At 61.0% G+C, this 20,236-nt stretch carries 16 protein-coding genes; 5 read left to right on the plus strand and 11 right to left on the minus strand.

What is annotated here, in order from left to right:
- Positions 1-38: 38 nt before the first annotated feature.
- From AW06_RS01820 to AW06_RS01840, 5 genes are all read right to left on the minus strand, one after another.
- Positions 39-2,297 (minus strand): EAL domain-containing protein, encoded by a 2,259-nt coding sequence (locus tag AW06_RS01820; protein ID WP_337958722.1) that lies wholly within the window; start codon positions 2,295-2,297, stop codon positions 39-41.
- A 1-nt stretch (position 2,298) separates the two neighbouring features.
- Positions 2,299-3,618 carry a diguanylate cyclase gene (locus AW06_RS01825; RefSeq protein WP_034944680.1) on the minus strand — a complete coding sequence of 440 codons (1,320 nt, stop codon included), beginning with the start codon at positions 3,616-3,618 and terminating at the stop codon, positions 2,299-2,301.
- Between the two features lie 262 nt (positions 3,619-3,880).
- A complete protein-coding gene (locus AW06_RS01830) occupies positions 3,881-4,372 on the minus strand; it encodes a response regulator (protein ID WP_324576586.1) in 492 nt (163 codons plus the stop codon).
- A 19-nt stretch (positions 4,373-4,391) separates the two neighbouring features.
- Positions 4,392-6,041 carry an ATP-binding protein gene (locus AW06_RS19665; protein ID WP_273704285.1) on the minus strand — a complete coding sequence of 550 codons (1,650 nt, stop codon included), beginning with the start codon at positions 6,039-6,041 and terminating at the stop codon, positions 4,392-4,394.
- Positions 6,038-7,279 carry an ATP-binding protein gene (locus AW06_RS01840; RefSeq protein WP_171047268.1) on the minus strand — a complete coding sequence of 414 codons (1,242 nt, stop codon included), beginning with the start codon at positions 7,277-7,279 and terminating at the stop codon, positions 6,038-6,040. The genes AW06_RS19665 and AW06_RS01840 overlap by 4 nt, the downstream gene beginning before the upstream one ends.
- 266 nt (positions 7,280-7,545) lie before the next feature.
- Between AW06_RS01840 and ubiA the strand changes: the two genes are divergently transcribed.
- The 5 genes from ubiA to AW06_RS01865 are packed head-to-tail and all read left to right on the plus strand — an operon-like array spanning position 7,546 to position 14,302.
- Complete coding sequence (ubiA, locus tag AW06_RS01845; protein ID WP_034944686.1) at positions 7,546-8,442, plus strand: 4-hydroxybenzoate octaprenyltransferase; 897 nt, start codon at positions 7,546-7,548, stop codon at positions 8,440-8,442.
- Positions 8,439-8,867 carry a hypothetical protein gene (locus tag AW06_RS01850; RefSeq protein WP_034944689.1) on the plus strand — a complete coding sequence of 143 codons (429 nt, stop codon included), beginning with the start codon at positions 8,439-8,441 and terminating at the stop codon, positions 8,865-8,867. The genes ubiA and AW06_RS01850 overlap by 4 nt, the downstream gene beginning before the upstream one ends.
- A gap of 11 nt (positions 8,868-8,878) precedes the next feature.
- The gene (gene ubiD, locus AW06_RS01855) at positions 8,879-10,342 is read left to right on the plus strand and encodes a 4-hydroxy-3-polyprenylbenzoate decarboxylase (protein WP_034944692.1); all 1,464 of its coding nucleotides are present in this window, start codon (positions 8,879-8,881) and stop codon (positions 10,340-10,342) included.
- A 46-nt stretch (positions 10,343-10,388) separates the two neighbouring features.
- Positions 10,389-10,790, plus strand: coding sequence for a membrane protein (locus tag AW06_RS01860; RefSeq protein WP_034944696.1), 402 nt, complete (start codon positions 10,389-10,391; stop codon positions 10,788-10,790).
- Between the two features lie 41 nt (positions 10,791-10,831).
- Complete coding sequence (locus AW06_RS01865; protein WP_273704286.1) at positions 10,832-14,302, plus strand: EAL domain-containing protein; 3,471 nt, start codon at positions 10,832-10,834, stop codon at positions 14,300-14,302.
- A 19-nt stretch (positions 14,303-14,321) separates the two neighbouring features.
- On the opposite strand, the gene dacB is transcribed toward AW06_RS01865, so the two are convergent.
- The 6 genes from dacB to AW06_RS19670 form a co-directional block, all read right to left on the minus strand.
- Positions 14,322-15,695, minus strand: a complete 1,374-nt coding sequence (gene dacB / locus AW06_RS01870; RefSeq protein WP_273704287.1) for a D-alanyl-D-alanine carboxypeptidase/D-alanyl-D-alanine-endopeptidase — start codon at positions 15,693-15,695, stop codon at positions 14,322-14,324.
- Positions 15,696-15,919: 224 nt separating this feature from the next.
- Entirely contained in the window at positions 15,920-17,398 is a 1,479-nt protein-coding gene (locus AW06_RS01875; protein ID WP_273704288.1) for a CYTH and CHAD domain-containing protein, read from the minus strand.
- Between the two features lie 47 nt (positions 17,399-17,445).
- Positions 17,446-18,138: a Crp/Fnr family transcriptional regulator gene (locus tag AW06_RS01880; protein ID WP_034944756.1), complete on the minus strand. Its 693-nt coding sequence runs from the start codon at positions 18,136-18,138 to the stop codon at positions 17,446-17,448.
- Positions 18,139-18,344: 206 nt separating this feature from the next.
- On the minus strand, positions 18,345-19,106 hold the full coding sequence (locus AW06_RS01885; protein WP_273704289.1) for an SDR family oxidoreductase: 762 nt from the start codon (positions 19,104-19,106) through the stop codon (positions 18,345-18,347).
- Positions 19,107-19,208: 102 nt separating this feature from the next.
- Complete coding sequence (locus tag AW06_RS01890; RefSeq protein WP_034944699.1) at positions 19,209-19,856, minus strand: thiol:disulfide interchange protein DsbA/DsbL; 648 nt, start codon at positions 19,854-19,856, stop codon at positions 19,209-19,211.
- 17 nt (positions 19,857-19,873) lie between these two features.
- On the minus strand, positions 19,874-20,236 hold a 363-nt coding region (locus AW06_RS19670; protein ID WP_034944702.1), incomplete at its 5' end, for an SPOR domain-containing protein.

Here is a 20,236-nt window from a genome sequence, read left to right on the forward strand (position 1 = left end):
TGGCCAATCTCCATCGATTGGATTCATCGGCCGAGCGTTCAATGCGCCTGCAGAAAAGCTTCGAATTCGGCAAGCGGCAGCGGTCTGCTGAACAGATAACCCTGGTAGGTGTGGCAACCTTGCGTGGCCAGAACATCGCGCTGTTCGACACCCTCGACGCCCTCGGCGATCACCTCTAGGCCGAGGTTGCTGGCCAGGGCGACAATGGTCCGTGCGATGGCCTCGTCATTGGGATCGCTCAACAAGTCACGCACGAACGACCGGTCGATCTTCAACTGGTCAAGCGGAAGTCGTTTCAGATAAGAAAGAGACGAATAACCGGTGCCGAAGTCGTCGAGAGAGAAGCCGACGCCGTGTTTTTTTAGCACCGTCATCTTGGCGATGATTTCCTGGACATTGTCGAGCAACATGCTTTCGGTGAGTTCCAGCTTGAGGTTGCGCGGATTGGCTGCCGTTTTCGCGAGAACCCCCAGTACCTGTTCGACAAAGTTGGGTTGCCGTAGCTGACGTGCACTGACATTCACCGAGACCGTAAACTCTTCCCGTCCCGCTTGTGCCGCCCAGACTGTCGTCTGCGCACAGGCGGTCTCCAGCACCCATAGACCGAGCGGCAGGATCAGTCCGGTTTCCTCGGCGAGAGCAATGAACTCGGCAGGGGACACCAGACCGCGTTGCGGATGCCGCCAGCGAACCAGCGCCTCAGCACCGACGATGCGGCCAGCCCGGTCGACCTGTGGCTGGTAACAAAGGAAGAGTTCCTGCCTTTGCAGCGCTTCCCGGAAATCTCTCTCAAGGGCTGCCCTGGCGGTGACTACGGCCTGCATCTGGGGGTCGAAAAAGCGATAGGTATTGCGACCAGTCGCCTTGGCATCGTACATCGCCAGATCGGCCCGCTTCATCAGTTCGTCGACCGCATCCTGTTGGCTGCCAAACAAGGTGATCCCGACACTCGGCGTGTTATGGTACTCGGAACCGGCCAGATCGTAGGGTCGGTTGAGTGCCGCAAGGATTTTCTCGCCGACAATCCGGCTCTGGGTAGCCGCCTCCTGCGGTTGCTTATCCAGATCTGCAAGCATGACCACAAACTCGTCGCCACCGAGACGGGCAACGGTATCGCGGTCACGAACGCAGGCCAACAATCGCTTGGCAACCTGCTGCAACAGGCAGTCCCCCATGTCGTGCCCGAGCGTATCGTTGAGCGTCTTGAAATTATCAAGATCAATGAACAGCAAGGCACCCTGGCGGCCACTGCGTGCGCTTGCGGCCATGGCCGTCCGCAGGCGGTCCTGCAATAGACGGCGGTTCGGCAGGCGAGTCAGGGCATCATAAAAAGCCAGTTGCTGGATTTCTTCCTGGGCGGCCTTGCGCAGGCTGATGTCGGCCAGCGTTGAAACGTAGTGAGTGACCCTGCCCTCGTTGTTGGTCACGGCGGAAATCGTCAGCCATTCCGGAAAGATTTCAGCGTTCTTGCGCCGGTTCCAGATCTCGCCTTGCCATGAACCCTGGCGTTCAAGACTGTGGCGTATCGCGGCATAAAAAGCGGCGTCGTGGCGCCCGGAACTGAGCAACTTTGGGGTCTGGCCGATGCATTCTTCGGCGCTATAGCCAGTAATCTCGGTAAACGCCTGGTTGACTCGCAGGATCACCCCGGCTGCATCAGTAATGAACATGCCCTGTTGCGACTCGAAAGCGGTCGCAGCAATTCGCTCCCACTGTTCCGCCTGCTTTCGATCAGTGATGTCGTGCGCGACAACGATGACACGAACTGCCTGGCCGTCCTTGTCCTGAATCACTTTGCCGACTGACGCCATGTACCGAACACTACCATCGTGTCGTATCAGGCGATACTCGATCTCCTGCCCGACGCCGGTTTGCACCGTTTCGTAGAAAACCCGCCGTACCCGCTCTCGATCATCGGGATGGACATCGGCAAAAGAATCGGTCCCGGGCAGTTGCCGCGCATTGCCGAAGAACTGCCGATACGAAGGACTGTTGTACACGCGCCGCCCCTGCAGATCCAGAACGGCAATATGTTCGCCGATACTCTCGGCGATCAGCCGGAAAAACTCCTGCTGCTCGTGCAGGGCGGCCTCCATTTCCCTTCTCGCCGTGATGATCTGCTCGCAATCGGCTTGACGTACCTGTAACTCTCTGTCGCATTGGGCAAGATCGCTGCCCAGGCGACGCACCTCATCGATCCGCTGCTGATACGAGCGAATCAGGAAGACCATCAGCAGCAGCACGACTGCACCGCCAATGTGCACCCAGCCAGACATCAATGCCGGCGTGTCAGGCATGTCAGCCCTCTGTTACTTCAGTGACTTCCCGGAAAAACCGGTAGCAGTTGCGGCCAGCCGTCTTGGCATGATACATGGCAATGTCGGCATTCTTCAACAACTGGTTGACATCTTCGCCGTGCTGCGGATAAACCGCGATGCCAATGCTCCCCGAGAGGCTGATGTGATGAGGACCGATGAGAAACGGACGGTCGAGAGCGGCCAGCAGCTTTCCTGCCACGACGACGGCATCGGTCGCCTTTTCGATTTGCGCCAGAAGAATCACGAATTCATCGCCACCGAAGCGTGAAACGGTATCCGAGTCCCTAGGTACGCAAGCCTGCAGACGGAATGCCACTTCCTTGAGCAGAAGATCGCCGATGTCATGGCCGAGGGTGTCATTGACCGGTTTGAACCTGTCAAGATCGATAAACATCAGGGCCACTATACCGCGGTCCCGACGGGCCTGCGCCAGCGCCTGGAAGAGTCGATCGCTGAGCAGGCTGCGGTTCGGCAGGTCCGTCAACTGGTCATGGTGGGCGAGATGTTGAACGCGCTCCTCGTTGGCCTTACGTTCTGAAATATCCTGTTTGATGGCAACGAAATGCTGAATCCTGCCGTTACTGTCGGTAACCGGGGAGATAGTCAGCGCTTCGGCAAAGAGACTCCCATCCTTGCGGCGGTTGATCAGTTCGCCAGTCCACACCCGACCGGCCAGAATGGTTTCCCACATGCGCTGGTAGAATTGCTGATCCTGCTTCCCGGAATTGAGCATTTCGCCGGGGTGGCGACCCACGGATTCCGCCAGCGAAAACCCGGTCATGCGAGTAAATGCCGGGTTGGCCCACTCGATCGTCGAATGGATATCCGTGATCAGAATCCCATTTGCCACAGAATTGAGTGCGGCCCTGAAAAGACTGAGGCGGGATTCCAGTCTCTGGCGAACCAGCGCATGTCGAATGGCACGACCAAGTGCATCGTGCTGAAACTGGCCCTTGACCAGGTAGTCTTGCGCGCCGGCCTGCAACGCCTCCTCGGCAAGTCGATGGTTGTCCTGACCTGTCAGAACAATGATCGGCACCTCCGGCGCCACGGCTCGCATCGCCTCGACCGTCTCCAGTCCTGTGGAATCCGGCAGTGACAGATCAAGCAGGATGACATCTGGTTTGCTGGCAGTGGCGGCGACGACTCCTTTCGCAAGCGTCGGCGCCCAGACGACCGGGTCCCGGTCGCCAATACGTCTGATGCCGGCAAGGCGGACATTAACCTGGATCAGGCCCAGATCACCGGGATCGTCTTCGACCACCAGAATCGAAATCCGCCTATGAGCTGACTCATTCATCCATTGTTCTCCATTCGTTCTCGGCCTCGTCCTGTCGGTCATCATCGAAGCGCCGCTGCGCGGCATGTGCCATCGTACTAACGGTCATGACTATTGGTCATGACTTTTCCCGGCACCTCTGATCATGGCAGTCATGCCCGTTTCACTCTCCCTCTCGCAAATGGGAGGCAAGATTCGTAAGTCCCTGACGCGACTTTCCCGTTAACCAGACCTCTTGCGCAGTTGAACTTGAGCACCAGCAGGACGGCCCGGCATGGCTCGTTCATCGACAAACTGGCCAGCTGACCTGCGAGGCCCAGTAATTGCTCAGGCGACGAATGTCGTTGAAGAAAACATCGACATCCGGCGACTTGGCGATGTAGCCGGCAGCACCGAGACGATAAGCGGCTAACACATCACGTTCAACCTGCGATGTGCTCAGCACGACCACCGGAATGTCGCGTAGATCAGCATCGTTCTTGACGATGGCAAGGAACTCCCGGCCGTCCATCCGCGGCATGTTGAGATCAATCAGAATCAGGTCAGGGCGACTTGCCTGGGCAAAACGAGGCCCTTGGCGCCGCAGATACTCGAGTGCCTCGCGACCATCAACGACATGCTGCAAATCGGCCGCAATGCAGCTCTCGCTCAATGCCAGCTTGAGCAGATGGGCATCGGCCGGATCGTCCTCGGCCATCAGGATCATAAAGTTCTGGGCCATTGGGCTCATGTTTGACGTTTCATCTAAAAAAATACTATGCCATTGAATGACCAATCACCGCAAACCATGACCATCAGACTGCGCTGCCCACCAGTGGGAGCGGCTGGTCGCCTGCCGGCAATTCCAGAACCAGTCGACAGCCGCCACCGGGGTTCTCTTCCAGCCAGGCATTGCCACCAGCACTTTCGCTGATGCGGCGCAGAATGGCCAGGCCTACACCGGTTCCTGCGCTGCTCGACGACAGTCGTTCAAAGATACGGAAAACGCGACGACGATACTCCTCTTCGACACCCGGACCGTTGTCACTAATGGAGTATCGCACCCACTCACCAAGTCGCTCGCCGCTGATGTCGATCCGTAAGGGCTGTTCGCCGCGACCATGCCACAAGGCATTCTCGAGCGCGATTCGGAACAGGTCGGCCAGGCGTGGCGCATCAATCAGCGTAGCCGGCAAGGGACCGACCGTAATCTTGGCACCAGCCTCGGTAATCGGCGCGGCGAGGGCTGCCAGCAGCGCCGCCAATATTTCCTCGGCCGCGCAGGATTCTACCTTGGCACGCGGCTGATCAGCGGCCAGGTAGAGTTCCACGTCACGCAGCAAGTCCTGCAATCGAGCGGCCTGCTGACTGATGAAGCTCAGCGATGCCTGCACCTCATCATCGTCGATGCGACCGGCAAGTTGGGAGCGCAAGCGGCCGGCGTAGCTGGCGACCCGGCGCGCCGGCTCCTGCAGGTGATGCGCAGTCACCTCGGCAAAACGCTGCAGGTCGGCCGTTCGCTGCGCCACCCGCTGCTCGAGGGTACGCTCATGCTCCTTTGACACGGCCACCAGTTTCGCCTGCCAAGCCGTCTGCCACGCCAGCAACAGGCACAACAGCAAGGCCAAAGCGGACTTCCACCAGAGCCCGGAGCCAGCATGCCAGCCCGCAACCGGAGCAATGCTCAGGGTCCAGCGGGCGTTCGGCACCGACAGCATTCTGTCCACCGGATCCAGCGGCGCGATCGTCGACGCGCTGATCACCTGCTTGTCACCACTGTCCGGATGCTGGCGCGACAGTTCATATGCATAACCACGCTCCGGCAGCTCGTGCAACTGTGCTGGTGCCAGCGCCGCAGGAAAAGCGATCAGGACGATGGCGAACCCCCAGAACGTTTCCTTGCCCTGTTCTTGGTCGAGAAACACCGGCAGACGGCCGGCCGCCCCCCGCCCTCCCTGACGCAGATCGAAGGGGCCAGCCAACATCAGCTGACCACTGTCGCGAGCGCGCAGAGCTTCCTTGTCGCGCTCCGGATCGTGCAGCAGATCGTGGCCAATCGCCTGCTCGTTACCCGCCCGTGGCACCACTTGCTGAATGACGCCACCGGGAGCCAATTGCAGTGCTGCAGCGCCGGGGTAAAAGCGCAGCAGCCGACCTGCCGTCCGTTCAAAATCGGGGATGACTCCCTTGCCTTGCTGCAACATTGCCGCCAGGGTATAGGTCGCGGATAGTACATGATCGATGCTGGTCTGGATCGTATAGGCGCGCTCGGCGGCCAGAATGGCAGCCAAGTGGCGTGCCTGGTGCAGGCGATACGCCTCCAGGCGCCAGATCAGCCCTGCCGCCAGAATCACCGAAGAAACGAACACCAAAATGGCTACATGCGCCGGTCGCGAGAGCCACTTGCCGCCGGGTTTGGACGACTCTGGCCGCTGCGAACCGCGGAAGGACCCCGGCGGTGTCATGCGTTCTCCGACGGCAAGGGCAACGACACGCAGAAACGACTCCCTTGCCCTTCTCCTGCCGATTCGGCCCAGATTCGCCCACCATGATGCTCGGCGATCTTTCGGCACAGGGCCAGCCCGACACCGCTGCCGTCAAATGCGGCGCGACTGTGCAAGCGCTGGAAAACCTGAAAAAGCCGGGCGATCTGCCCAGGATGAATGCCGATGCCGTTGTCGGCGATACAAATGTACCAGTTCCCTGCGAACACCTTACTGGAGACCGAGATCTCCAGTGCCCGGCCGACATTCCGGAATTTTGCCGCGTTGCCGATCAGGTTCTGCAGCAGCCGCAAAATCTCGTCGGGACTGACGAAGACACGCGGCCACTGGCCGCCAATGCGCAGGGTCGCCTGCGCTTCGAGAATTGAGGGTTGCAGGAAGAGTAGCGCGTCATCGAGGATCAACCGGCTTTCGAGCCACTCCGGCGGCTCGCCCAGGCGACCGACGCGCGAGTACTCGAGCAGGTCGACGAGCATCCGGTCAAGGCGCTTGGCGCCGTTGATGGCAAAATTGAAGTAGGCACGCTGCTCGCTGCCGAGCTGATCGGCAAGGCTGACCCCGAGCAGTTGCATATAACTCGAAATCATTCGCAAGGGCTGGCGCAGGTCATGTGAAATGGCGTAGCTGAACTGCTCCAGTTCGGCATTCGAGCGTTTGAGCTGATTCACCTTCTGCTCGAGGTCCTGCTGCAGGATCTCATGTTCGCGCATCAGCCGATGGGTGCGGATGGCGGAATAGACCTGCACGAAGATTTGGTTGGCGCTCAGTTCCGACTTGAGCCGGTAGCCATCGATCTGATAGCCGCTGATCACTTCCCGCTGCGGTGCATAGCCCGGCTGACCGGTGATCAGGACGATCTGGACGCTGCGGTTGCGCAACTCATCGCGGATGTGGCGCACCAGATCCAGGCCGGCTTGATCGGACTCCATCACCACATCCAGCAGGATCAGGGCAATGTCCGGGTGAGCAACGATCGCCGCCCTTGCATCGCTGGCCGAAAGAGCATCGAGCAGGAGCAGCCGACGGCCTTCGATCAGCACATCGTGCAGGGTCAGGTGGAGGACGGCATGCACATCTTCCTGGTCATCCACCAGCAACACTTTCCATGGATCGTCGCCCGGTGCAGCGTCGACCTGGCCGGGTTCCGGGGCTAACCAAGCGGCCAGCAGGTCATGATCCGCGCTCCGGGAACTGTTCATCTGGGAAACTCGTTGGTCATCATGTTGTCCGTCCGTCGATCGAAAATGGATTGGCAAGGCCCATCCGATCAAACAGGAGGCCCTGCGCTGAAGCGATGGAGTACAGGCAGCAGGCCGTTCTGCACCGCTTTCCCGAGAAAATAGTGCACTCTTCGCGCGGCTCCGTCAAACCCCGGAAGCAAAGTCGCCAATATCGGTGGCTGCCGGAGACGTTCCGGATCATGATTCAGATGCCTAGCGCCCTGATGACCGTTAAAATGAGGTGCATGAACATTTCAGGCAAAACATTGCGCGAACGGATCGACCTTTATGAGCGACTGATGCGCCTCGACAAACCGATCGGCATCCTACTGCTGCTCTGGCCAACCTTGTGGGCACTGTGGCTGTCGGCGCTGGGCAGACCGAACTGGCTGGTGGTCTGGATCTTCGTGCTCGGGACGGTGCTGATGCGTTCGGCCGGTTGTGTAATCAACGATCTGGCCGACCGCAATTTCGATCCGCATGTGGCGCGTACCCGCGAACGTCCACTGGCCGCCGGCAGGGTTTCAGTCGGCGAGGCCTGGCTGCTGTTTCTGGCGCTGGTGTCGGCCGCTTTCGCCCTGGTGCTGCCACTCTTTAGCTGGCTGCTGGCCGGTCTTTGTGTGGCAGCACTGTTTCTCGCTGCCAGCTATCCCTTCACCAAACGCTTTCTCGCCGTGCCGCAAGCCTATCTCGGCGTCGCTTTCGGTTTCGGCATCCCGATGGCTTATGCGGCACAACTCGGCAGGGTGCCGGTGGAAGCATGGTGGCTGCTGCTGGCCAACGTCTTCTGGGCGATCGCCTACGATACCGAATACGCACTGGTCGACCGGGTCGATGATCTGAAAATCGGCATTCGCAGCTCGGCGATCACCTTTGGGCGCGTCGATGTAGCGGCAGTGATGATCTGTTACGCACTCGCTCTCGGGCTGATCGCTGCGCTTGGCTACCGAATCGGCCTCGGGGCACTGTTCTACGGTGGACTGGCGGTGGCAGCGACGATTGCCGCCTATCACTACACGCTGATCCGCGAACGCGATCCGCAGCGCTGCTTCACGGCTTTCCGGCACAACAACTGGCTGGGTGCCAGCATCTTCGCCGGTATCGCCCTCGATTTTCTGGCCAACAAAGGAATCAACGGATGAAGCCCCCCCTGTTCTGCGCACTCCTGCTACTGACAGGCACCTTGCAGGCGGCCGAAGACACTCGCCAGTTGGCGCCGATGCCGGGACCGGCAGAAACCAATCTGCGTGCCGAGATGCGCGCCGGCCTGCTCGCCCTGAACGAAATTCTCGGCCTGGTAGCGGCCGGCAAACTGAAGGAGGCCGGCGAACTTGCCGAAAAGGAACTCGGCGTCTCGGCAATGGGGAGACATCGCGGTCAGCCTTTCGACGCGCGTCCTGGGCCGCACATGCCCCCGGCGATGCACCGCATCGGCATCGACGGGCATCAGGCAGCCAGCGACTTTGCCCGCATCGCCGCCAGCGCTGACCGCGAGAAAACCATTGCCGCACTGCCATCGCTGACTACGTCCTGTGTCGTCTGCCACAATTCCTATCGCCTCAGATAGCCCTCCGAACAATGAAATATCACGACCTGCGCGACTTCATCGCGCAACTGGAAAGCCTTGGCGAACTCAGGCGCATCGGGGTAACAGTGGACACGCATCTGGAGATGACCGAGATTTGTGATCGCGTCCTGCGTGCCGGCGGACCGGCGCTACTCTTCGAGAATCCACGGGGACATGCCATGCCGGTGCTGGCCAATCTCTTCGGCACACCGCGGCGAGTGGCGCTGGGTATGGGGCAAGACTCGGTGCTGGCATTGCGTGAGGTCGGCAAGCTACTCGCCTACCTCAAGGAGCCGGAAGCGCCGAAGGGGCTCAAGGATGCCTGGGAAAAGCTGCCGGTACTCCGACAGGTGCTCAACATGGCGCCGCGCGTGCGCTCTTCGGCGCCTTGCCAGGAACTCGTCTGGGAAGGCAAAGACGTCGATCTGTCGCGTCTGCCAATCCAGTTCTGCTGGCCGGGCGACGCAGCGCCACTGATCACCTGGGGACTGACGGTGACGCGCGGGCCGCACAAGAATCGCCAGAACCTGGGCATCTATCGCCAGCAGGTAATCGGGAGCAACCGGGTGATCATGCGCTGGCTGGCACATCGCGGCGGCGCACTCGATTTTCGCGAGCACTGCCTGCAGCAACCGGGCCAGCCTTTCCCGATCGCAGTGGCGCTGGGCGCCGATCCCGCCACGATTCTCGCAGCGGTGACGCCGGTGCCGGACAGTCTCTCCGAATACCAGTTTGCCGGTCTGCTGCGCGGAGCCAAGACCGACGTGGTGAAGTGCCTGGGCTCCGACCTACAGGTACCGGCGACCGCCGAGATCGTTCTCGAAGGATTCATCGATCCGGCCGAAAGCGCGCTCGAAGGACCCTATGGCGACCATACCGGCTATTACAACGAGCAGGCACGCTTCCCGGTATTCACCATCGAGCGCATCACGATGCGCCGGCAAGCGATCTACCACAGCACCTATACCGGCAAGCCACCGGACGAACCGGCGATGCTCGGCGTAGCGCTCAACGAAGTGTTCGTACCGCTGTTGCAGAAGCAGTTTCCCGAGATCGTCGATTTCTACCTGCCACCGGAAGGCTGTTCGTATCGCCTGGCGACGGTCAGCATCCGGAAGCAGTATCCGGGACACGCCAAACGCGTGATGTTCGGAATCTGGAGTTTCCTGCGCCAGTTCATGTACACCAAGTTCATCATCGTGGTGGACGATGATGTCGATATCCGCGACTGGAAGGAAGTGATCTGGGCGATGACCACGCGCGTTGATGCAGTGCGCGACACGCTGATCGCCGAGAACACGCCGATCGACTATCTCGACTTTGCCAGCCCGGTCGCCGGTCTCGGCAGCAAGATGGGAATCGACGCCACCAACAAGTGGCCTGGCGAAACCACTCGAGAGTGGGGCACACCGATCGTCATGGATGCTGCCGTGAAACAGCGCGTCGATGCGCTATGGAACGAGCTCGGGCTGTGAGTGCCGGTGCTCCGCCCGGCCGGGGCAGCCAATACTGGAGAGCAGAGTGAACAATGACCTGATTCCCGAAAAGAATATCGATGGTGCGCGCGCCTGGTGCCATGTCATCTACGGCCTGCACGCACTGGCCGTGGTGCTTGGAGTCACCGGCGCGGCGACGGTCGCCGGTGCTTTTGTCTTCGGACTACCGTCGCTGATTGCCGTCGTTCTCAATTACCTCAAGCGCGCCGAGGTCTCGGGCACCTGGCTCTACAGCCACTATCGCTGGCAGATCCGGACCTTCTGGTTCACGCTGCTCTGGCTGCTGGTCTACGGCTTGCTGATCATCACCCTCATCGGTATTCCGATCGCCTGGATATTGATCGTCATCCTCGGTCTGTGGGTCGCCTATCGTGTCATTCGCGGCTGGCTCGCGCTGGCAAACCGGCGACCGATCGGGGACAGTTGAGCTTGCCGGGTTGTCGGCGCTGCGCAGTTTGGTTGAGTCTCGTGCGTAGCTGTCGCCTCCTGTTCCTCGCGCTGGCAACGCTGTTGCCACTTTGCAGCATTGCCGGCAGCGCCGCTGCGCCAAAGTTGCCCGCTGCGGTAGCCGTGGTCATCGACGACAACTACCCGCCCTATGTGTTTCGCGATGCCGGCGGCACCCTCACGGGTTATCTGGTCGATCGCTGGAAGCTGTGGGAAAGCAAGACCGGGGTGCCTGTCGACCTGCAGGGAAGCGACTGGGCAACCGCACAGCGACGCATGAGCCGGCAACAGGCAGCCGTCATCGATACCATCTTCCGGACTCCGGAACGCGAGCGCACACTCGATTTTTCGCCGCCTTACGAAACGATCCCGGTATCGATCTTCACCCATGCCAGCATCGGCGGTATCGTCGATGCCATGACCCTGCAGGGTTTTCTGGTCGGCGTGAAGGCTGGAGACGCCTGTGCCACGAAGTTGACCAGCCTTGGCATCAGCACGCTGCAGATGTTTGCCAGTTACGAGGCGCTGGTGCACGGGGCAGTGGGAGGAAAAGTCCGGGTGTTCTGTCTCGACGAGCCGCCCGCCAACTACCTGCTTTACCTGAATCACGCCGAGCATCTGTTCAACAAGGCTTTCACCTTGTATACAGGAGAATTTCACCGGGCCGTGCAGAAAGGCGATAGCGCCACTCTGGCACTGCTGCAGAAGGGTTTTGCCAGCATTTCTCCGGACGAAGAGCGGGCACTGCGTCAGAAATGGATGGGAACCCCGCTGATTCTGTCCCCCTTTGCGCGCTATCTCGGCTACGCACTGCTGGTCGGCACATTGATCGGTAGTCTGCTGTTGATCTGGGTGCTGACCCTGCGGCGCCTCGTCCGGCAGCGCACCTCCCAGCTCGAAGCCACCCTGAATGCCGTTCCCGATCTGATGTTCGAAGTGGGACTCGATGGTCGCTACCATGACTACCATTCCCCGCGTACCGATCTGTTGGCCGCACCCCCGGATCGCCTGATCGGCAGGCTGCTGTCGGAGGTGCTGCCGCCCGCTGCCGCGGCCATTTGCCTGTCGGCCTTGCGCGAGGCGGAGGAGACCGGTCGCTCGCTTGGCCATCAGTTCGAACTGCCGTTGACGCAAGGACACTACTGGTTCGAACTGTCGGTGGCCCGTAAGCTTGCCACGACCGGCAAAGAGCCCCGCTTCATCGTCCTCTCTCGCGACATCAGCGAACGCAAGCAGGCGGAGGCCGCGCTGCTGCGGCGCAGCGAGCAACTGGCGCTGATGTCGGCCGCCAGTCAGGAAATCAACAGCGAGCTGAAAATCCCGGTCGTGCTGCGTCAACTCGTGACCGCTGCCCTGAAAATCACCGCCGCAACGACAGGAGCTGCGGCGCGCTATTGCGATGGACAGATGGTTTTCAGCGAGTACCACCACGCAGGTCGGTGGATGCCCATGGACTACCGTTTCCCAAGCGGTTATGGCGTACCGGGCCGGGTCATACAGAGCAGAACGTTTTATCTCAGCAATGATGCCGGGGACGATCCTCATATGACCCCGGAGATTCAACAGGCACTGGCTTCCCACAACCTGCTCGACATGCCGATCATCAGCCGCCACGGCGAGCTGCTCGGTTGTTTCGAGATCCACAACAAACCCGGTGGTTTCGACGAGACTGATGTGCAGTTATTACAAGGTCTGGCGGCGAGCGCCTCGGTCGCTCTGGAAAACACGGCCTTGCTCGCCGAACGCCGGCAGGCGGAGCAGGCGTTGCGGGAAAGCGAGGCTCTGAAGGCGTCGGTGCTCGCCCATGCCGCCTGCGGCATCGTTGCCACCGATCCTGATGGACTGATCACGGTATTCAATCCGGGCGCTGAAACGATCCTCGGCTACCGGGCCGATGAGGTGGTTGGCCAGGTGACCCCTCTCCTTTTTCACGACAGCGACGAGATCGCGGCGTTGGCTGCCGTGCTGAGCGAGACCCTGGGATATCGGGTTGAAGCCGGTTTCGACGCGCTGGTCGCCAGGGCGCGCAGCAACCGCGAAGTCGATGAGCGGGAAATGACCGTGATACGCAAGGATGGCTGCCGCCGTAGCGTGCGCCTGTCGGTGACGGTGATGTACCATCTGCAGGGCGAGATTGCCGGCTACCTCGGCACCCTGGTCGACATCACCGAGCAAAAGGAAGCCGAGGCCAGCATCAAGCGTCTGGCGCACTTCGACCCGCTGACCGGCCTGCCCAACCGCAGCCTGCTCGCCGAGCGGGTCAGGCATGATCTGAGCCGCGCCCAGCGGGGTCGCGAGTCGCTGGCACTGATGTTCCTTGACCTCGACCGCTTCAAGAACGTCAATGATTCACTCGGGCACCGGATTGGCGACGAGATCCTGATTCAGCTCGCCAAGCGTCTGGCCGGCGCCGTCCGTGCGGAGGATACCGTTTCCCGTCTGGGTGGCGACGAATTCATCCTCGTCTTGCCGGATACCGACGCCACCGGTGCCGCGCACGTGGCCAGCAAACTGCTCGAAGTCACCGCACCCTCTTATTGCATCGAACAGCATCAGCTGAGCTGCACGGTGTCGCTGGGGATTGCCATGTATCCGGCCGATGGCGACAGCTTCGAAACGCTGTCGATGTGTGCGGATACGGCGATGTATCGCGCAAAGCAGCGCGGCCGCAATGCCTATTGCTTCTTTACCACCGAGATGCAGGAGCGATCGACACGCACCCTGCAACTCGAAAACGACCTGCGGCGCGCGCTCGAACATGGAGAGCTGAGCCTACATTTCCAGCCGCAGTTCATGATCGCCGCGCGTCGTCTGGTCGGGGCCGAAGCGCTGCTGCGCTGGCAGCATCCCGAACTGGGGATGGTCCCGCCAGCCGAGTTCATTCCGATTGCCGAGGAGTCCGGGCTGATTCTGCCGATTGGCGAATGGGTCCTGCGCGATGCAGTTCGCCAGATGCGTCTCTGGCGGCAAGCCGGCCTGCCGCTGCTGACTGTTGCCGTCAACCTCTCGGCCGTGCAGTTTCGACAGGCGAATCTAGCCGAGGTGGTGTCACGAATCCTCGACGAGGAAGGTCTGTCGGCGCAGTTTCTTGAGCTGGAGTTGACGGAGAGCGTGGCCATGGACAACCCGCTGGCGGCGGTCAAGTTGATGGACAAGCTGCGCGCGCGTGGGGTGCGCATCTCGATCGACGACTTCGGTACCGACTATTCCTCAATGAGCTACCTCAAACGTTTTCAGGCCCACAAGCTCAAGATCGATCGCTCGTTTATCGCCGATCTGGCTGCCGATCCGGATGATGAGGCGATTATTGCGGCGATTATCAGCCTGGCGCACAACCTCGGCCTGCAGACCATCGCTGAAGGAGTCGAAAGCGAGGAGCAACTGTCCTTCCTGCATGCCAAGGGCTGCGATGAAGCACAGGGTTATCTGTTCAGCGAACCACTGCCGGCGGCGCAGTTCGAATCCTTTGCACGTCACGCCTGCCAGCGCTGATGGGCTGTGATCAGTAGGCTCAGCGCCTCGCCACCCAGAGCAGCAGGGCATCGATCGCTGGCTTCCCAAGTCTTGCTTGAGGGTCGTTGATCATACAGACGATGATCCAGCGCTTGCCGCTGTGGTCGAGCAGAAAACCGGCGAGTGCCCGAACTCCCTCGAGATAGCCGGTCTTCAGATGCGCGCGCCCGGACGCCAATCCCTCGTTGAAACGCTTGCGCAAAGTGCCGTCGACGCCGGCGATCGGCAATGAGGCGATAAGTTCGGGCATCACCGGACTGTGCCAGGCAGCGCGCAGCAAGGCGGCCAGGCTGGCGGCCGAGATGCGCTCGCTGCGCGACAGGCCGGAGCCGTTGTCGAGCACCAGTTCGGGCAGGTACAGCCCCTTCGCCTGCAGCCAGCCGGAGATCCGGCGGCGCGCGCCCACTGCCGTCGCCGGGCGCTCGCTGTCGAGGGTCAGGAACAGTTGGCGCGCCATCACGTTATTACTGAACTTGTTGATGTCGCGAATCACCTCGCCGAGCGCTGGTGACTCCTGCACCGCCAGCATGCGCGCACTGGCCGGCACATGGCCTTCGCGAACGCGGCCGCTGAAGCCGCCGCCGAGTTCGCGCCACAAAGCCCGGAACAGACCCTCGACCTGCAGGTCGGCAGCCCAGGGTGCCAGGTGCAATGCCTTTTCGCCGCAGGCGGCCGGAAAACGACCGCCAAGTTCGATGCTCTGACCATTGACCACCGGCCTGACCTGTTCGCGCCAGTCGCCGCAGGCCTCGTTTCCGAGGCTCAGACGATTGTCGATGCGCAGCCCTTCGCTTGGTGTTTCGGCAATCACCTTGACCGCCTGGCGCGCCGAGTCCGGTAACAGTGTCAGGCGGACACTCTTGAGGTTTACCAGCAGCGCGTCCGGACCGGCGTTGTACGGTCGCAGAGGTTCCTTGTCGAACTCGCCTGGATCGTGTAGTGGAACCGCGAAAGCGCTGCGATCGAGAACCAGGTCACCACCTATATCGGCCACGCCGCGCGCGCGCAGTTGCCGCAGCAACAGCCAGAACTGTTCGAGACCGAGTTTGGGATCGCCACTGCCGCGCAGATAGAGATGGCCGTCGAGTCGGCCGTTGACCGGGACAGACTCGGCGAGCACCTCGGTGCGCCAGGTATGCGCCGGCCCGAGCAGTTCGAGGGCGGCGTAAGTGGTCAGCAGCTTCATTGCCGAGGCCGGGTTCATGGCCTGCTGCGGGTGGTGAGAAAGCAGCGGCAGGCCACCATCAACCGCCTGCACGACAATGGCGACCGAACGCGCGGGGATGCCGGCTTCCTGCAGCGCCTGACTGACGGCTGGCGGAAGGTCTCCCGCATGGGCTGACGACAGGCCGAGCACGATCAGCACAAGCACGCTGATTCTGTGGAGGGAGGACCACCCTGACGCGTGCGTACACGCCGCTTGCCAAGGCTGCGCAGGTCGGGTTAGCACAGCCGACATTTTGCCCAAGGAATTACAGAGCGCCAGTGTAGGTGGGCGGGCGTCGCGAGCCCGACATTCTGCCCAAGGAATGGCGGGTAACGCCAAGCCAACCCGACCTATGGCCACGACCGCGGTCAGACGCCGAAGCGTGCCGTTCAGCCGTGCTCCCAAGGCGGCGGATGGCTGAGAAACTTGGTCAGCAGCGAATCGAGTTGGCTGAGCATCAGGTCGTTACGTCCAGCCAGCCAGGCGCGGACCAGGTCGCTGTGGTGACCAGGCAAGGCCTGCACGGCGAGTTGTTCGGCGACGGTAGTGTCGTTCATCCGGCCGAGCAGGTCGAGCAGTCCGGTGGCATTCTGTTGATAGCGCTGAATGCGCCGTGCCGGAAACAGCGGTGCGAAGAACTCGAGCGCGTAACGCAGCCGCTTCAAGGCGACACGCAGGGCATGCCGGGCTTCCGGATCCGCATCCTTGGTTTCAGTCGCCAGTTCGGCGACGCGTTTGGCGCGCTTGTTCAAGGAGCGCGGTGCAAAAGCGGTGATTGGCGGCTTCTTGCTTTCCGGGAGGGCAAGGGTGGCGGCGGTGAATTCGAGCAACAATTGCGAGTAGGTGGGCGAGGCCATGGCCGCTTGCGCCGTCTTGCGACAGGCAGCCAGTTGGCTGTTGGCCTGGCTGGTGAGCCGGAGCAGGTCGGCGTGATCGGGAAAAGCCTTATTGATCGGCGGCAGGATTTCGGTAATGAAGACATCCCAGTTGCGGGTATCCCCCAGTTGATTGGCCAGGGTCCGCCAGCGGGGGTCAAAGTTGCTGACGTATTCTTCCGGCAGCAATGGGCGCCAGAGCCGGATCGCCGAACGCAGGCGGCGCATCGCGACGCGTGCCTGGTGGACGAATTCAGGAGCGTTGGTCTCGCGCAGCCCACGCTCGTTGCCCTGGAGTTGCGCCAGACACGAAAAGAGGGTGCTGCGGAAAACGGCGATGCTGGTCATCCCCATGGCCAGCTCCGCGTCGGCAGCCTTGGCCGGTTTCAGCGTGGTTTCGTCGGCCAGTCGATAGCCGCGCTCGGCCTTGCTGGCGCTCTCGGGATGCAGCGGCAGATCCTTCTGCAAGGAAAGTGCGGCGTCGAAAAGGTCGGTGACCTTCCCTTCGAGCAGTTCAAGCTCGACTTCGCAGATCGCTTCCTGATGATCGCCGGCGACGATCTTGCCGCGGTCGAGGGCGACCTCGATGCGAGTTCCCTCCTGCGGCGTCAGCAACCAGAAGCTGCGGGTGAAGTCGGTGCTGAAAACCGGTGCCAGTTCGGGGATCGCCGCTTCGAGAAAGCGGCGAAGCTTGGGGTTGTCCACGTGTGAAAAATCGAATTCGCCGGGTTGTCCGGGCGCCTCCCATTCACGGCGTTGCGCCAGTCCACCGGGCGAGGCGGCGTCACTCTTGACGGTCAGCAGCCATGCCGAATCCTTGCGGCGGTAACGCACGGCGAGACGTTTGCGCTGCAGACGCCGGTCAGGTGTGTCATAGTAGGTATTGACCAGCTTCTGTCGGATCGGCTGGCTGTTGGCCAGCAGCGCGTGTGCAGGGACCCGCCTGGCAGCTCCTGCCGGCAGGCTCAGCTTGATCTCGGTCTCGATTGCCATATCTTAGTCTCCTCGTGGGGGGATATAGGTGCTAGGTACTGCAGTTTTCAGGAATCGTGCATGCGCAGTTTCTCGACATCGGGAATGTGGATCCTTCGCCCCTCGACGACAATCAGCCCTTTCTCCGAGAGCTCGTGCAGGATACGCGAGAAATGCTCCTGCGTCAGGTTGAGGCGGGAGGCGATGACGCCCTTGTTGGTCGGCAAGGTCACGGTGATTCCCTTGCCTCCGCTGCCGGAAATATCTAGTAGCAGATAAGCGATGATGCGCTGCCGGCCCGAACACAGTGAATATGATTCCACGTCTCTGACCAGGTGGTGCAGACGCATCGAGAGCCCGGCAATCATCTTTCGACCGAACTTAGGGTCCGCGTCGAGTTCGTCGAGAATCGCCGTCTTCGAGATGTGCAGCAGCAGAGAATCGGCCAGTGCCTGCGCATAGACCACGAATGATCTGTCCGCGAACATCACGGCCTCACCAAAGGTCTGACCTTGCCCGATGATGTCGACGACTTTTTCCCCGCCTTGCGGCGAGGTGAACGCCAGTTTCACCTGGCCGTAAACCAGCAGGAAAAAGCCGGTCGGGGTATCTCCCTTGTGGAAGAGGATGTCACCGCGAGAGGCGGCGATTTCACGCGTGCCGTGAGCAATACGCGCGATTTCTTCTTTATCCAGCCCGTTGAACAGCGGCACATGCGCTAGCAGCGCTTCTATGTTGATGCCGTGTTGAATTGAGTGCATGGGCGGTTTTTCGAAGGAATCAGCCAGCGCCGACATTGGCAGTCGGCAATATTCGCATTTGTGACCTTCAGGGGCAAGAGCATTGCATGGGAACCGAGAGCGACAGAGCGATCGGAAATGGCCACCCTGATCAGGAGAATACCGGGGTCAGATCTGGCGCGAGTAGGTCGGGGAGATTCTTACATCGCCGACGACTTTCACTACCGCTACGGCGCTTGCCGCGGTTTGCGCGGTGCAACGGCGAACAGGCGATCGTAAAGAACGTTGGGCAGCAGGCGCAGAATCCTGGTCACCAGGCCCATTTGCCAAGGAATGACATGGTAGCTGCCTCCTCGCTCGATCGCTCGCGCAAAGCGCCGCGCAGCCTCGTCGGCCGACATCAGGAAAGGCATCGGGAAAGGATTGGCGGCGGTCATCGGGGTATTGATGTAACCGGGGCAAAGGGTGAGGACCTTCACCCCCGTGTCGCACAATTCGACACGCAGGCTTTCGAGATAGCTGATCACCGCGGCTTTTGATGCGCAGTAGGCCTCTGCACCAGGCAGGCCGCGGATTCCTGCGACCGAGGCGATGCCGACCAGCCGCCCGCATCCCGCTTGCCGCATGGCACCGATGAACGGTGAAAAGGTGGCGGCCATGCCGAAATAATTGACGTCCATGACCCGCCGGATGACTTCAAGATCGGCGGCAAATTCACTCAGGGTGCCAGCCGAGATGCCCGCGTTGGCGATCACGAGATCTGGAACACCGAACGCCGCGACGAAGTCTTCGCCGGCTGCACGCAATGCCGCCGCGTCCGTGACGTCGAGCGGGTAGCCACGGACTTGGCCGGGCCAGCGTGCGGAAAGGCGCAGCAAAGGTTCGGCCCGGCGCGCAGACAGTCCGATTCGTGCCCCCTGCGCTGCGTAGTATTCGGCCAGAGCCCAACCGATTCCGGACGAAGCGCCGGTGATGAAAACCTTGAGCATGCGGGAAGCCAGACTGGAAACGAGACGCCGGCAGTGTTCCGTTGCCGGCGGCGCAAAGGCTTGTCGGAGAATGGCGCCGCAGGGTTTGACAGGCTGAACCTGCTACTTTTTCTTGCGATCGGTACGCGCCATACCGATCACCTGGTCGGTAAGCGACGGCAGTTCAGCCAGACCCTTGAGTTCCTTGCCGGTAACCAGGTACTTACCGTCGACGGTCATTGCCGGAACGCCCTGGATCTTGTACGTCTGCACCATCTGATCGGCGCGCTTGGCCTTGCTGACGACGGCAAATGAATTGTAGGCTTCGGTGAACCTTTTGGCGTCAACCCCTTGCGCAGCCACCCATGCGGTGATGCTTTTATCATCATAGAGCTTGCTGCCCGCCTTGTGCAGGGCATCGAAAACTGCGCTGTCCAGCTTGGCCAGGTCGCCAGTGGCCTCCAGCGCATAAAAAAGTCGCGCCAGACTGGCCCACGGAGGACGTCCAAAGGTAACCGGCACGCGTTTGAAGGTCACGTCACTCGGCAATGCGGCCGCCCATTTGCCGACAATCGGATGGAAATCGCTGCAGTGCGGACAACCGTATGAGAAGAACTCGATCACTTCGATCTTTGCCGGCGTATCGGTCATCTGTGCTGGGATGATCGGTACGTAGTCGCGACCGACCACAAGTTCGGCCCGCACCGGCAGGACCACTGCCAGCATGGCCAAGGTAATGGCAAGCAACCATCCGCTATGACCTTGATGCATGGGTTTTCTCTCCTCTCTCAGTCTTTCCTGACCACATTGGCGTCGATGCCCTGCCTGGCGAGGTCGGCACGCAAATGGTTCACATCGTCGATTTTGTGGTACGGCCCGATGCGGACGCGATACCACACCTTGTCTTGCAGCATCACCTGCTGAATTTGCGCCTCGGTCCCAATCAACGCCAGACGTGCCTTCTGGTTGTCAGCCTCATGCGCGTTCTGGAACGAGCCGGCCTGCAGATAGAGCGGCTCCTTGAGGGTATTTTCGGTCCTGCTCCTGGTGCCGTCTGCTGGTTTGGCGTCAGCCGCCTTGCTCTCGGCCTTGCTGGGAGCGGCTTTGCCCTCTGTCGGTTTCGCCTCGACCGGCTTGGTCTCGATCGGCTT

Origin of the sequence: Candidatus Accumulibacter cognatus (assembly GCF_000584975.1) — a bacterium.
GTDB classification, from domain to species: Bacteria; Pseudomonadota; Gammaproteobacteria; order Burkholderiales; family Rhodocyclaceae; genus Accumulibacter; species Accumulibacter cognatus.